12 protein-coding genes are annotated in these 12,438 nt (G+C 38.8%); 4 read left to right on the forward strand and 8 right to left on the reverse strand.

Going from position 1 to position 12,438, the window contains the following annotated elements; all coding sequences use genetic code 11:
* The first annotated feature begins 89 nt into the window (after window positions 1-89).
* Window positions 90-1,055 (forward strand): YaaC family protein, encoded by a 966-nt coding sequence (locus B9Y89_RS06460; protein WP_085522421.1) that lies wholly within the window; start codon window positions 90-92, stop codon window positions 1,053-1,055.
* On the opposite strand, the gene B9Y89_RS06465 is transcribed toward B9Y89_RS06460, so the two are convergent.
* The 8 genes from B9Y89_RS06465 to dnaA form a co-directional block, all read right to left on the reverse strand.
* Window positions 1,044-2,123, reverse strand: coding sequence for an HD-GYP domain-containing protein (locus B9Y89_RS06465; protein ID WP_085522422.1), 1,080 nt, complete (start codon window positions 2,121-2,123; stop codon window positions 1,044-1,046). The genes B9Y89_RS06460 and B9Y89_RS06465 overlap by 12 nt on opposite strands.
* Before the next feature lie 97 nt (window positions 2,124-2,220).
* Window positions 2,221-4,689 carry a DNA gyrase subunit A gene (gyrA, locus tag B9Y89_RS06470; RefSeq protein ID WP_085522423.1) on the reverse strand — a complete coding sequence of 823 codons (2,469 nt, stop codon included), beginning with the start codon at window positions 4,687-4,689 and terminating at the stop codon, window positions 2,221-2,223.
* Window positions 4,690-4,724: 35 nt separating this feature from the next.
* Window positions 4,725-6,647: a DNA topoisomerase (ATP-hydrolyzing) subunit B gene (gene gyrB, locus B9Y89_RS06475; protein ID WP_085522424.1), complete on the reverse strand. Its 1,923-nt coding sequence runs from the start codon at window positions 6,645-6,647 to the stop codon at window positions 4,725-4,727.
* Between the two features lie 30 nt (window positions 6,648-6,677).
* Window positions 6,678-6,935 (reverse strand): extracellular matrix regulator RemB, encoded by a 258-nt coding sequence (gene remB, locus B9Y89_RS06480; protein ID WP_085522425.1) that lies wholly within the window; start codon window positions 6,933-6,935, stop codon window positions 6,678-6,680.
* A gap of 10 nt (window positions 6,936-6,945) precedes the next feature.
* Window positions 6,946-8,067 carry a DNA replication/repair protein RecF gene (recF, locus tag B9Y89_RS06485; RefSeq protein ID WP_085522426.1) on the reverse strand — a complete coding sequence of 374 codons (1,122 nt, stop codon included), beginning with the start codon at window positions 8,065-8,067 and terminating at the stop codon, window positions 6,946-6,948.
* Window positions 8,068-8,083: 16 nt separating this feature from the next.
* Window positions 8,084-8,302, reverse strand: a complete 219-nt coding sequence (yaaA, locus tag B9Y89_RS06490) for a S4 domain-containing protein YaaA (RefSeq protein WP_085522427.1) — start codon at window positions 8,300-8,302, stop codon at window positions 8,084-8,086.
* A gap of 43 nt (window positions 8,303-8,345) precedes the next feature.
* Complete coding sequence (gene dnaN, locus B9Y89_RS06495; protein WP_085522428.1) at window positions 8,346-9,533, reverse strand: DNA polymerase III subunit beta; 1,188 nt, start codon at window positions 9,531-9,533, stop codon at window positions 8,346-8,348.
* Window positions 9,534-9,713: 180 nt separating this feature from the next.
* On the reverse strand, window positions 9,714-11,075 hold the full coding sequence (gene dnaA, locus B9Y89_RS06500; RefSeq protein WP_085522429.1) for a chromosomal replication initiator protein DnaA: 1,362 nt from the start codon (window positions 11,073-11,075) through the stop codon (window positions 9,714-9,716).
* 511 nt (window positions 11,076-11,586) lie between these two features.
* Here dnaA and rpmH point away from each other — a divergent pair.
* From rpmH to yidD, 3 genes are all read left to right on the forward strand, one after another.
* Window positions 11,587-11,721 carry a 50S ribosomal protein L34 gene (rpmH, locus tag B9Y89_RS06505; protein ID WP_085522430.1) on the forward strand — a complete coding sequence of 45 codons (135 nt, stop codon included), beginning with the start codon at window positions 11,587-11,589 and terminating at the stop codon, window positions 11,719-11,721.
* A gap of 103 nt (window positions 11,722-11,824) precedes the next feature.
* Window positions 11,825-12,187 carry a ribonuclease P protein component gene (rnpA, locus tag B9Y89_RS06510; RefSeq protein ID WP_085522431.1) on the forward strand — a complete coding sequence of 121 codons (363 nt, stop codon included), beginning with the start codon at window positions 11,825-11,827 and terminating at the stop codon, window positions 12,185-12,187.
* 1 nt (window position 12,188) lies between these two features.
* On the forward strand, window positions 12,189-12,419 hold the full coding sequence (gene yidD / locus B9Y89_RS06515) for a membrane protein insertion efficiency factor YidD (protein ID WP_085522432.1): 231 nt from the start codon (window positions 12,189-12,191) through the stop codon (window positions 12,417-12,419).
* Window positions 12,420-12,438: the final 19 nt, after the last annotated feature.

The following is a 12,438-nucleotide window of genomic DNA, read 5'->3' on the forward strand; positions in this document are numbered from 1 at the left end:
ATTTTTATAGATAGCTTAACAAGCCGGTGCAGGGGTGTCAATATAGGGACCAATAATTCTATAATTCAAATAATGGAGGACATCAAAAGATGAGCGAGCAACATTTATGGAAAGCTCTGATACCTTACCAGTCAAGCCATTTTACTCAATCATTTCTATGTGAATTATATTCAAAACTAGGTATTGAAAACGCTCAGCGTAAGAGTTATCAAAACAGCAATGCAATGAGCTATTATCTACAACATGGTCAAAACTACCTTAAGAATGCCGATCATTCATCAATAGAGATTCGACCAGTCCTGCTTTTTTATGGGCTTGTTCAATTAATTAAGGGTCTATTACTGACGGTTGATCCTGATTATCCAAGTCATACTGATGTTTTAGCCCATGGTGTAACAACTAGAAAAAGAAAAAAAGCGAACTATGACTTTCTGGATGATACCGTCAAAATACAAACGAAAGGATTGTATACTCATGGAATGAGTCAATTGTTTCATCTTAATGCCGTTCCCGCTGAGAAGTGGTCTATGAGTATGCTATTAAGAAGTATTCCCGATATTCAAGAATTATTTCTTCGCATAAATCGTCAAAAACCGCTTATTCGCGTTCATATCAAAGGGCAAACGATGACTGTTAATGAACGCATCCTAGACTCTCTCCACATGACCCCTGACCGATTTTGTAACTATCTGACCCGGCAATCAGGGGTGAGTTTTCAATTAGAAAACTCAACAATAGGTGACCTAACTTTGGTGACCTCCAATGATATTATGCCATCCCTAATGCACTATCCATTTTTTAAGAACATGCAAGACGAGCCATTTCTTCCTTTACATAAGGATTTATACCATGAATTACCAGAAATTTTTATCCACTATTTAACTCTATATAATCTAAGTATGATATGCCGTTATGAAACTGAATGGTGGTATGACTTGCATTCTCAAAGCGCATCTAACGACAAACCCTTCATCTTACAATTTCTTGATATTAGCTCTCAAAAAATCCCTAAACTAGTTGGCGAATACTTGTTTAGATGTGAATCAATGATCTAAAATTTTCTCAATATGAAGCGAACGATCATCCGACAATGATAAAATTTGACCATCTGTTAATTGAACCATAGGCCGCGTCGGTGACTGTGCTTGAATAAAGACAACAGTGCCTTCCCTCTGATTTGATAAATAAACCTTTGTCCCTTTGAAACTATTAACGACTTCATTTACAAAAATATCGAGAATGCGTTGTTCAAACTGACCGAAGTGATCCATTCTCATGAGTTCTAAGACCTGAAAAGGGGACTTACCTTTTTTATAGATACGTTCTGAGACCATTGCGTGAAAAACATCGGCAACGGCAATAATTTTTGCGTGGGCATGAATTTTTTGGCTCTTAAACTGATGCGGATATCCAGTTCCATCTTCACGTTCATGATGCTGTAAAATTGCTAATGCCATTTCATCACTAATGGTAGGTAAACTCTTTACCAAACGATAACTTAGAATGGGGTGCATTTTTAACCGGTCACGTTCTTGAGGCGTGAGTGAACGATGTTTCCTAAAAATGTGTGGGGGCATTTTCGCCATACCGCTATCTGCTAGAAGACCAGCAACAGCTATGGAATGAATTTGGTCACAGCTATAGCCTAATTTATCAGCAATAAATCCAGAAAGGAGTCCCACTGTAACACAATGATGATAGATATAATCTTCTTTGCTAGCATATTGATTGAGTAATAATAGCGTTTTTTTGTTGTTCAGAAAGTCTTGTAAAATGGGAATGATGAGTTGCCTAATTTCCAATATATTAATGGGCCAACCGCTCTCCCAGTATGTAAATTGTTGTTTAAACTGTTCAACAGCATATATATATTGATCACGTAATGACCCGTCTCCCATGGTCGATGGTGGTTTTCCAACAGACTGTTGTGATTGAGGTTGAAAGGATTGCCCATCTTTCAATTTATCTTTAACGTGAACATCTTGGACCAAGAAAGCCTCTAATACATGTAAGTGCTCTTGTTCCAATACTGTATTAGCCTTTATGATTGGATACCTTGACTTCCCGATTATATCGCGTTGTAAAATACAGCCTTCAATAAGATGCTCTCGTTTAACTTTCATTGACTTTGTTCCCCCTTAAACAGAGATTCAAACTTTAAGAAAAAATAGGAATCAAGTGGTGATCTTGATTCCTATTTTGATAGGCCGTGTCTGTTGCTTATTCTTCATATCCTTCAGTATCAATCAGTTCCGGCGCCTCTCCATCATCTTTGATTCGAGTTATAGTGGCGACATGATCTTCATCACCCATTTTGATGAGCTTAACCCCGACGGTATTCCGACCCATTCTAGAAATTCCGGAAACAGCCGTACGGATAATGATGCCGCTGGTCGTAATAATCATGAGGTCGTCATCTTCACTGACTGTTTTTAATGCAATCATGTCACCATTTTTCTCGGTGATATTGCATGTTTTAATTCCTTTTCCACCTCTTGTTTGCAGACGGTAATCGTTAATATCTGTCCGTTTACCGAATCCTTTATTCGTAACAATTAAGATCTCCTGATTGTCTTCAATCGTTCCCATTCCGACAACATCATCATCATCATCCAAGGTGATCGCTTTGACACCAGTAGCCGAACGACCCATGGATCTGACATCCGATTCAACAAAGCGGATAGCTAAGCCTTTCTTCGTACCGACAATCACTTCTTTTTGTCCATCTGTCAGACTGACATCAATTAATTCGTCATCTTCACGAAGACTGATGGCAATCAGCCCGCCTTTTCTTATATTACTAAAAGCTGAAAGGCGTGAACGTTTAGTAATTCCATGCTTTGTCATGAAAATAAGGTGATTATCATCCGTGAATGCTTCAACAGGGAAGACAGCTGTAATATGCTCATCTTTCTCAATTTGAACTAAATTAATAATTGGAATGCCTTTAGCAGTTCGCCCAAGTTCCGGGATCTCATAGCCTTTTAACTTGTAAACCTTCCCTTTATTCGTAAAGAAAAGAACATAATGGTGCGTATTCGTGGTAAATAGTTGCTCCACGAAATCATTCTCATTGGTCCCCATTCCCTGAATGCCGCGTCCACCACGGTTTTGACTCTTATACGTATCAAGCGGCATTCGCTTAACGTAACCATTGTGTGTTAAAGTCATAACAATATTTTCACGGGGAATGAGATCTTCGTCTTCAATCAAATCGGAACCAACGGTAATCTCCGTCCGGCGTTCGTCATTGTATTTCTCTTTGATCTCTGTTAACTCATCTCTAATAATTTCGAGGACTTTTTCCTCATCAGCCAAAATCGCTTTTAGTTCAGCAATGAGTTCAATAAGTTCTTGATACTCTTGTTCAATTTTGTCACGCTCTAAGCCCGTCAACCGTTGCAACCGCATATCTAAAATAGCCTGGGCCTGTTCATGACTTAAATCATAGTTGGTCATGAGACCATCTCTGGCAATATCTGTTGTTTTTGAATTTCGAATTAATTGTATGATAGCGTCAATATGATCCAGAGCAATACGCAGACCTTCTAAAATATGGGCACGGGCCTCGGCTTTATTAAGGTCATATTGGGTTCGACGGATGATAACATTTTTCTGATGCTCTAAATAATTTTCCAGACATTCTTTTAAATTAAGTACTTTTGGCTGCCCGTTGACAAGAGCAAGGAGGTTAATACCATAGCTTGTCTGCAAAGCAGTATGCTTGTACAAATTGTTTAAAAGTACATTGGCATTCGTATCACGACGAACTTCTATGACTACACGTAAGCCGTCACGATCAGATTCATCACGTAAGTCGGAGATCCCTTCAATCTTTTTATCACGGACAAGCTCAGCGATTTTCTCTACCAATTTGGCTTTATTCACCTGATATGGAAGCTCTGTAACAACGATGGTTTCTTTGCCATTCTTTTCTTCTTGAATGTCAACTTTTGCTCGTAAATAAATAGAGCCTCTGCCCGTGTAGTAAGCTTTTCTTATCCCCTCACGACCTAGAATGAGACCAGCTGTAGGGAAGTCCGGTCCGGGAATATACTCCATTAAATCCGATATTTCCATATCAGGGTTTTTACTTAGAGCTAAGATACTATCAATAACTTCCCCTAATTGGTGGGGAGGAATATTCGTTGCCATTCCGACGGCAATTCCGGATGCCCCATTGACCAGAAGATTAGGGAATTTGGCTGGAAGAACCAATGGCTCTCTCTCGTTACCATCATAATTATCTTGAAAATCGATGGTATCTTTCTTAATATCACGAACCATTTCCATGGATATCTTTGACATTTTAGCTTCGGTATAACGCATCGCTGCAGCAGCATCACCGTCAATCGAACCAAAATTACCATGACCGTTCACTAATTCATAACGGTAACTAAAATCTTGGGCCATACGTACCATTGTGTCATACACAGCCACATCTCCATGAGGATGATACTTACCGATTACTTCACCGACAATTCTGGCTGATTTCTTGTAGGATTTATCAGCGGTGATGCCAAGTTCATTCATCGCGTACAAGATTCGGCGATGAACCGGCTTCAGACCATCCCGAACATCTGGCAAAGCGCGGCTGACAATTACACTCATAGCATAGTCTAGATATGACGTTCGCATCTCCTGACTGATATTTACCGGTTTAATCCGGGATTGTTCACTTTCCGACATAAACGTCTCCTCCTATTGTACCGCGGACACTTAACTTAGATGTCAAGATTCTCTACGTATTGGGCGTTGTCTTCAATAAATTTACGGCGCGGTTCAACCTTATCACCCATTAGCGCTTCGAATATCTCATCAGCTTCCATTGCATCATGCAAACTTACCTGTAAGACTGTCCGGTTGTCAGGATCCATGGTGGTTTCCCACAATTGTTCGGGATTCATTTCACCGAGACCTTTATAACGCTGAATAGACGGCTTAGGATTCTGTGGTAGTTCCTGCATCTTCTGATCTAACTCTCTATCGTTAAAGACATAATTAACTTTTTTACCTTGTTGAATCTTATAAAGCGGTGGTTGAGCAATATAGATATAGCCGTTCTCTAACATGGGCCGCATATACCGGTAGAAAAATGTTAATAGTAGAGTCCGTATGTGCGCCCCATCAACATCAGCATCAGTCATGATGATCACTTTGTGATAGCGAGCCTTGGATATATCAAAGTCTTCACTGACACCCGTTCCTAAGGCGGTAATAATCGTTCTAATTTCATTATTAGATAAAATTTTATCCAAACGTGCTTTCTCTACGTTGATGATTTTGCCTCGTAACGGTAATATGGCCTGAAAATGTCGATCGCGTCCCTGTTTTGCTGAACCTCCCGCTGAGTCACCCTCAACAATATAGAGCTCTGATTGTGAAGCATCTTTTGTTGAACAATCAGCAAGCTTTCCTGGAAGGGAGGACACTTCTAACGCACTTTTTCTCCGAGTTAACTCACGAGCCTTTTTAGCAGCCTGCCGTGCCCGAGATGCCATAAGACCTTTCTCAACAATCTTCTTGCCGACATTTGGATTTTCATATAAATATCTAGAAAAATAATCAGCAAATAGGGATTCCGTAATAGTTCGGGCTTCCATATTTCCTAATTTAGTTTTCGTTTGTCCCTCAAACTGAGGATCAGGATGCTTAATTGAAACAATCGCTGTTAAGCCTTCGCGAACATCTTCACCCGTCAAATTTGGGTCGTTTTCTTTAAATAATTGGTTTTTCCTAGCGTAATCATTGATGACGCGTGTTAATGCCGTTTTGAAGCCTGACTCATGGGTTCCGCCTTCATGGGTATGAATGTTGTTGGCAAAAGAATAGAATTGACTTGTGAATCCATCGTTATATTGTAAAGCAATTTCAACGTCAATATCATCTTTTTCTCCCTCTATGAAAATCGGTTCTTCATGCAATACATCCTTTGAACGATTTAAATAAGCAACATAAGATTTAATGCCGCCTTCATAGTGGTATTCAACACTTTGTCCCTCTTCACGTTCATCCTTAATAATCATCCTCACCCCACGTGTTAGAAAGGCGAGTTCTTTTAAGTGATTAGCTAGAATATCAAATTCAAAAACAGTTGTTTCCTGGAAAATTTCCGGATCAGGAACAAAGTGAGTGACGGTGCCTGTATGTTCAGTTTCACCGATAACATGTAAATCAGCTTCTGGAATACCTTTATGGTACGCTTGATAGTAGACTTTCCCGTCACGATGCACTTTCACCCATAGCTCTTGAGAGAGCGCATTAACAACAGACGCACCGACACCATGCAATCCGCCAGAAACTTTATAACCACCGTTGCCAAATTTACCGCCAGCGTGTAAAACAGTCATTATAACTTCAACAGCGGGGCGACCAACCTTTTCATGCATACCAACGGGAATCCCCCGGCCATTATCAACCACTGTCAAACCACCATCACGGGTAATCGTCACTTCAATATAGTCGCAATACCCTGCTAATGCTTCATCGATACTATTATCGACAACTTCCCAAATGAGATGATGCAGACCTTTGGGTCCAGTTGAACCAATATACATTCCGGGACGTTTCCGGACAGCTTCCAGGCCTTCAAGAACCTGTATTTGATTTTCGTCATATGCGTTCTGATTGATGTTTTGCTCGGCCATTTCGCTCACCTACACTTTACCTGTCTTCTATTATTTCGATTGTTCTGTAATGGATTGATCCGACCGGCGTCTTAATGTCGACGGTGAAAACGGAGAAAAATAGACATATTCATCAGTGATGATGACTGATTTAGGGGACGCCTCACCAACATCAACAACTCGTTTACTCAACTTATTATTTTCAATAAATAACTGGTTCTCTTGTTCTTGGTTAAATAAATCATAATCAAAGATAGCAATAACTTCTGCCGTACGAATAATTGTATCCTCACCTAAATGTATGAACATACCCGACACCTCAACAATTGGCTAGGATTTGGCCTTGTGATACTTGAAAGGACGCAGCTTTTTGTAGCATTTCATGATGAATGCCTTTGACATTTGTTGTTGTGATAAATGTTTGGACGCGTTCTTGAAATGTGTGAAGCAAGTGTGTCTGTCTATGATCATCGAGCTCACTTAACACATCATCCAATAATAACAACGGATATTCTCCAACTTCTTGCTTAATCAGTTCAATCTCCGCTAATTTTAGCGACAGGGCTGTTGTCCGTTGCTGTCCCTGGGAACCGAATGTTTGCACATCCTTATCATTGACATAAAATTTCATGTCATCTCTATGAGGACCAATTAAAGTGGTACCTCTTTGAATTTCTTTTTCTTGCATGCGTTCGAAAGCCTTTTCATACTCTCTCCTTATCTTTGACAATTCCATATCTTCTGATACGTCTGCCACACTCGAATTGTAAGTCAAAGAGAGTTCTTCTAAACTCCGGCTAATACTATGGTGAATCGGGCCGGCCCAGTCCCTCAATAATTCAATAAAGCGGTATCTCCTATAAACAATATCTGCCCCTAGGTCATTCAACTGTTCCGTAAGAATGTCCAACATAGGATCGCCGTTCTGATGTTTTCGGGACAACTCTTTCAAAAGTGCGTTTCTTTGTTGCAAAATTTTTTGATAGTGTGTTAACTGATGCATATATACGGGATGGATCTGCCCTAATTCCATGTTAATAAACCGCCGCCGGATATTTGGATTGCCTTTAACTAAATTCAGATCCTCGGGGGCGAACATGACGACGTTACATAAACCGATATATTCACTTAATTTCCGTTGTTCTATTTGGTGACGCTTGGCCTTCTTACCTTTTTTGGAAATAACTAATTCAAGAGGGACGTCACCACTTTGCCGTTCAACTCTACCTTCTATTTTAGCATATTCTTTGCCCCATTGGATAAGTTCTTTATCATGGGGCGTTCGATGCGAATTAGCCATGGCTAAAACATATATTGACTCGAGTAAATTAGTCTTTCCTTGGGCATTTTCACCTAAAAAGACATTGATCGTGTTGTCTAAATTGATGGATGTTTCACTGTAGTTCCTGAAGTTTTTAACTTTAATAGACTTTAAAAACAAAAGGGCTTACCCCCTTTTATCGAATGACAGTGTAAGTGCCATGATTTTCAACTGAGATTTGATCGCCTTCATACAACTTTTTGCCGCGCCGATCCTCAGGCTCGTTGTTAACAAAGACGTTAAACTCGGCCAAAAACCACTTAGACTGTCCGCCTGATGTAATAATATTTTCGAACTGTAATAATTGTCCAAGAGTGATGTAATCTTGATCTCCTTTAAGCTTAACACTCTCCACCTTTTATGTCCCCCCTTAATCATCATTTTAATTTCATTGCTCGTTAATTAGTTCGAACGGGGAGGATTAACATGATAAGACCTTGATCTTCTGTAGGGCGAATAAGAAAAGGCCGCATAGCTCCTGTAAAACTAACACGAACATCTTGGGTATCCATACGACTGAGGACGTCCATCATATATTTTGCGCTAAATGAAATTTTTAATGCTTCACCCTCGATAGATTTGGCTTCAATATTTTCGAAAACACGTCCTAGTTCTGCTGAATGCGATGACACTTCAATTTGATGATCCGATATTGTTTGGAATTTAATAACATTATTTCGTTCCTCTTTCGCTAAAAGTGAAGCACGATCTATAGCTTGGTATAAAGATTTAGTAGATACAATGATATCAGTTTTACTTTCATCCGGAATGAGGCGATTTGTATCAGGATAATTCCCGTCCAATAATCGAGAAAAGAATTCAATATTTTTCGCTTTGAACAGGACCTGATTATCAGTTATGACAATATTAACCCAGTCACCACGACTCTCATCAAGTATTTTAGATAGCTCATTCAAACTTTTTCCCGGAAGAACAACGTTATAATGTTGCTCATTAGTTTCTCCAGTTTCAACGGTTATTGATTTTGATGCTAAACGGTGGCTGTCAGTTGCGACGCAATCTAGTTTGCCATTTTGGATAGTCCAGTTGACACCTGTTAACACCGGTCGTGTTTCTGAGGTGGACACAGAAAACACAGTTTGTCGGATAACATTTTTCAATAAATCAGTTCTTATGCTTATAGATTCATTTTCGTCAATGACTGGTAATCGTGGATATTCCTCAGCATCAAGACCATTTAAGTTAAATTCCGCAGAGCCTGCAGTGATTCGAGTCATTAAGCGCGAATCAACTTCTATATTAACAAATTCACTCGGTAGTTTTTTAACAATATCAGCAAAAACTTTAGCTTGAAGAACAATACTTCCTGGTTTATCAACAACGGCATTTTCATGATCTTCATCCTCAAGAGGAATATAAGATTTGATTGATATATCAGAATCGCTTCCTGTCATAGAAATACCGTCATGGCCAGCTGTAATTTTAATACCTGTTAAGATCGGAATGGTCGTCCGGTTTGAGACAGCCTTCATAATATCATTGACACTATTAACTAATTGATCTTTCGCGATTGAAAATTTAACTTGAGCGTCGCCAAGCGTGCTTTGATTTTCTATATCTTGCATAATGGACCTCCTAATATATTTATTATTTATCTTTAAAAAAACGTCATAGTAATAGTAGGGACGGTGGATATGTGTATAAGTTTATTCGATTAGGGAAATAACGCCTATCCACATGTGGATAGGCTGTGTATAATTCGTGTGACAAAAAGTGTGATTATCAACAAGGTTGTGATCAGTTGGTTAAACAGGAGACTTTAATTTCTCTGTCATATCATCCACTTGTCTTTGCAGATCTTGGTCTTGTGAAAGCATTTTTGATATCTTCTCATGAGCATGAATGACGGTTGTATGATCTCGCCCACCGAATTCTTCTCCAATTTTAGGTAAGGAGTAATCCGTTAGTTCTCTGGATAGATACATTGCGATTTGTCTGGGATAAGCAATTGACTTCGTTCGTTTCTTTGCTCCAAAGTCTTCAAGTTTGACTTGATATTGTTCGCCAACAGTAATTTGAATATCTTTTATTGTAATCGTCTTAGGTTTAGAAGATGGAATAATATCTTTTAAAGCCTCTGCAGCAAGATCAACATTCATATCTTGGTTAATTAAAGATGAATAGGCAACGACTCGAATGAGTGCCCCTTCTAATTCACGGATGTTACTGTCAATTTGATTAGCAATATAAAGCATAATTTCATTTGATATATCGAGGCCATCAGCTTTTGCCTTTTTGCGTAAAATTGCTATTCGAGTTTCTAAATCAGGAGGTGTAATATCAGTGATAAGTCCCCATTCAAATCGTGAACGCAAGCGATCTTCTAAAGTCGGTATTTCCTTGGGCGGTCGGTCGCTTGAAATAATGATTTGCTTTGAATCTTCATGTAAAGCATTAAATGTGTGGAAAAATTCTTCTTGAGTTTGTTCTTTACCAGCTAAGAATTGAATATCATCAATGAGTAATACATCAACATTCCTGTATTTATTACGAAAATCATCCGCTTTGTTGTCACGAATTGAGTTGATAAATTCATTGGTAAACTTCTCTGATGTTAAATAGACGACCTTAGCATCAGGCTTATGCTCGATAACATAATGCCCAATTGCATGCATTAGGTGGGTTTTTCCTAGACCAACCCCACCATATATAAACAGTGGATTATAGGCTTTTGCCGGAGCTTCTGCGACAGCTAATGAGGCTGCATGGGCAAAACGGTTACCTGCTCCAATGACAAAGGTATCAAATGTATATTTAGGATTCAGCATCGATTTTTTTGATTCATAGGATGTTTGAGACTTTGCTTTTTGTGCCTTTTTGTGTTGCTGATCCATCTCCAAATGTTCTTCGTCCATGTTTGTTTGTGGAATGATAAGTTTGATGTCGAGTTCCGATCCGGTAATATCTTTTAACGTATCAGAAATGAGGTCAGAGTACCTGGATTCCAGCCAATCACGTGCAAATTCATTAGGAGCTGTAATAATTAATGTGTTGTTTTCATATGAATGAGCAGAAGTTGATTTAAGCCAAGTTTCGAAGCTTGGTTTGCTTAACTTCTTTTCAATTTCACTTAGGGCTTTATTCCATAAATCATGAATATCATCCATCATATCTCCCCCCTTCAATGCAGTGTTAATTATAAATAGACAATAATCGGCATTGTATAAGGAAACAATCCAATTATCGACATTATCCCGTGGTCTGTGGACAATTAAATAAACAAGGTGTTAATAAATTTCCACAACGATATCCACAATTGTGGAAAAATAATTTTAGTGATTTAGGTTATTAAGAGCTAAAACACAATCATCTTATCAAAAAAGTACCGTGGGTGCAATTATCAAAGTGGATTGTCCACAAAATCATAGCGGTGTGGAGAAAAACTATCCACAGGCATGCTTTCTGTTGAAAAAATGTCGATATTTGTTGTTAACAGGAAGTCAGTGTCGAAGAAATTATCCACACCATGTGTGCATTGCATCTGTCACTGTTATATAATAGATTGGGGTTAGAAATCATTTTAGTCATCTTGACATTTGATATATATATTCATATAATAGTCCAGACTGCAATTTTCAAGTTAATTGACAGCTAAAGATCCTCTAGGAGGTGTAATAAATGAAACGCACTTTCCAACCCAATAATCGGAAACGTAAAAAAGTGCACGGTTTTCGTTCTCGTATGAAAACAAGTGAAGGTCGTAAAGTTTTGGCTCGTCGTCGCCGCAAAGGCAGAAAGACTTTGTCAGCTTAAGATCACTGTACTCTGCAGTGGTCTTTTTTCCACTTAAAGAGGAATGAATGTTACCTTTAAGTATGATGAGTCGATTGGTCAATCCCTGAGGAGACATCTTGTGATGAAAAAGATGCAACGTCTAAAAAAGAACAGTGATTTTCAAAAGGTATTTAAAAATGGTCGGTCAATGGCCAATCGCCAATTTGTTGTTTATCAGTACAAACATTATAGTGACAATCATTCACAATATTTTCGAGTGGGATTGTCTGTAAGTAAGAAAATTGGAAACGCTGTTACCAGAAACCGGATTAAACGATACATTAAAGATGTGATTCATAGGTTGGACAACCGTCTTCCGGCAGGTTACGATTTGATTATTATAGCTCGGAAGCCCACTCATGAGATGGATTATCATCAGGTTAAAAGTAGTTTGAATCATGTGTTAAAACGAGCGAAGCTTTTAAAATCGGACAAGGGTGGGTAGGATGCGAATACTATTCATAGTGTTACTTCGGTTTTATCAAAAGGTGATTTCACCGATTAAACCACCAACATGTCGATTCTATCCGAGTTGCTCACAATATAGTGTCGAGGCACTCAGGAGATTTGGTATGATTAAGGGCGGCTATCTTACAGTTAAGCGAATTGTGAAATGCCAACCTTTTCATTCAGGGGGATTTGATCCTGTTCCCGACAAGCATCCCAAATATAGATAGTGACAATTGATGTCTTAGA

Origin of the sequence: Tuberibacillus sp. Marseille-P3662 (genome assembly GCF_900178005.1) — a bacterium.
Taxonomy (GTDB): Bacteria; Bacillota; Bacilli; order Bacillales; family Sporolactobacillaceae; genus Marseille-P3662.

Bases quoted from the DNA above. Each gene is read 5' to 3' on its own strand.
- B9Y89_RS06460 (WP_085522421.1), top strand. From the start codon at position 90: ATGAGCGAGCAACATTTATGGAAAGCTCTGATACCTTACCAGTCAAGC.
- B9Y89_RS06465 (WP_085522422.1), bottom strand. From the start codon at position 2,123: ATGAAAGTTAAACGAGAGCATCTTATTGAAGGCTGTATTTTACAACGC.
- gyrA (WP_085522423.1), bottom strand. From the start codon at position 4,689: ATGTCGGAAAGTGAACAATCCCGGATTAAACCGGTAAATATCAGTCAG.
- gyrB (WP_085522424.1), bottom strand. From the start codon at position 6,647: ATGGCCGAGCAAAACATCAATCAGAACGCATATGACGAAAATCAAATA.
- remB (WP_085522425.1), bottom strand. From the start codon at position 6,935: ATGTTCATACATTTAGGTGAGGATACAATTATTCGTACGGCAGAAGTT.
- dnaN (WP_085522428.1), bottom strand. From the start codon at position 9,533: ATGCAAGATATAGAAAATCAAAGCACGCTTGGCGACGCTCAAGTTAAA.
- dnaA (WP_085522429.1), bottom strand. From the start codon at position 11,075: ATGGATGATATTCATGATTTATGGAATAAAGCCCTAAGTGAAATTGAA.
- rpmH (WP_085522430.1), top strand. From the start codon at position 11,587: ATGAAACGCACTTTCCAACCCAATAATCGGAAACGTAAAAAAGTGCAC.
- rnpA (WP_085522431.1), top strand. From the start codon at position 11,825: ATGAAAAAGATGCAACGTCTAAAAAAGAACAGTGATTTTCAAAAGGTA.
- yidD (WP_085522432.1), top strand. From the start codon at position 12,189: ATGCGAATACTATTCATAGTGTTACTTCGGTTTTATCAAAAGGTGATT.